Origin of the sequence: Francisella sp. 19X1-34 (assembly GCF_041102755.1) — a bacterium.
In the GTDB taxonomy this organism is placed as follows: domain Bacteria; phylum Pseudomonadota; class Gammaproteobacteria; order Francisellales; family Francisellaceae; genus Francisella.
Genome location: NZ_JBGCTX010000137.1, coordinates 1 through 1,567, shown reverse-complemented (window position 1 = coordinate 1,567; position 1,567 = coordinate 1). Strand labels below are relative to the sequence as shown.

Here is a 1,567-nt window from a genome sequence, read left to right as displayed (position 1 = left end):
TTAGGTATGCCCATTAGTCATAGAACTGCCTAAAATACACCAACTAGAAGACCTTAAGGGGTTAAGAAACAAAGCCTGCTTTAGGTATGGTATTAACCTCTAATAGTATACTTTAAATCTACCTGTGTAATATGGAATTCCATTTGAATTTTTACTATAAAAAATATCCATAAAATTACGGCTCACTTGATTCCTATACGAATCAATCAAATACCAATAGTTATCAATTTCATGAGCATTAAAAAAATGTCCTCCAATTCTGGCAGAAAGATTTATCCCTGATAAAACATTCGGTGAGAATTCTCCTCTTATTATGGCATGTTTTGAATTTTTAAGTATAAACCCAGGTACTTCATCAGCTGACATCCATTCACTCTCAGTTAATTTTAAATTTATCTTTAATTGTTTAAAAATTAAATAAGATGATTTCCTAGGAAAAACAAGCTCCCTATTAACAGTTGAAAAGGTTTTATACGTAGCTATACTACATTCAAGACAGTTAACTCCATTATCTAATATAGGAATTAAATCGTGGTCACCAGAATAATTGTTAATCTGATCCACCTTCCTTTTAATTTCATTTAATGCACACCCTATATTATGTACAAGAATAAAATTCTTTCCTACAAAATAACGATGTTTGTTATATATCTCTAAATTATATACATTAATAGGTTTGTGGCCTGTGTTATATAACTTACCACAATGACTAGTTTTATTAGTAGGACAAACTAGTTTAATTTTATCTCCAATCTGCGATAGCAATATATCATCTGATTTAACTCTAGATATACTAATATAATGAGTATCGTTACCTATTATATTATTTACTGTTCTATTTCTAACATAATACTTATGTCCAGGTGTTGAAGTTACTTTACTAATCTTACCAGTGATTAAATCTTTAAACGTGTATGTCTTAACTATAGCAGCATATCTCTTAAATGTGCCTATTACTGGATATGAGCTTTGTTTTGACCAATTTATCTTTGATGTATCTAACTTAGTAGGTTTTATAGCTTCTATAGTTACATACATCTTCTTAATACCAAAATCAGGTAAAGATAATATTTCTTTATTACCTACTTTATCTAGATGATTAGCTTTAAGCCAACTTATAGGTCTAAGTAATTTAATTTCTACTGGATATCTTTTACCTTTTATATGATCATAAGCTTTAAGATCTACTTCTTGCCAAGTAGTAGGAGTAATAGCCAATTTATCATAATTAGGTAAAATAGCACTAAAACCTAACTGACTATATAGATAGACTAATATAAAAATCAATAATATTTTTTTATACATAACCTTTTCCAAAAAACCAATTTCTTATCTTATATAAAAAATATTTATTTAATTTAAATTCAATCTTTATATTTATGTCATTACATTAAATTTAATATATTAAAAATCATCACAATATTGAGTATTTAAGACTATATGGCTTTTTCCAATTATTGTGGCTCATTTTAAAAAGCTGTTGTAGTAGAAGAGGCTTTGTTTCTTAACCCCTTAAGGTCTTCTAGTTGGTGTATTTTAGGCAGTTCTATGACTAATGGGCATACCT

General features: G+C 28.0%; 1 protein-coding gene. It reads right to left on the bottom strand.

From position 1 onward, the window contains the following. Positions 1–99 precede the first annotated feature (99 nt). Positions 100–1,305 (bottom strand): hypothetical protein, encoded by a 1,206-nt coding sequence (locus AB8E56_RS11665; RefSeq protein ID WP_329481309.1) that lies wholly within the window; start codon positions 1,303–1,305, stop codon positions 100–102. Between the last annotated feature and the right edge of the window lie 262 nt (positions 1,306–1,567).

Coding starts and splice junctions, on each gene's coding strand:
- AB8E56_RS11665 (WP_329481309.1), bottom strand. CDS start 1,305: ATGTATAAAAAAATATTATTGATTTTTATATTAGTCTATCTATATAGT.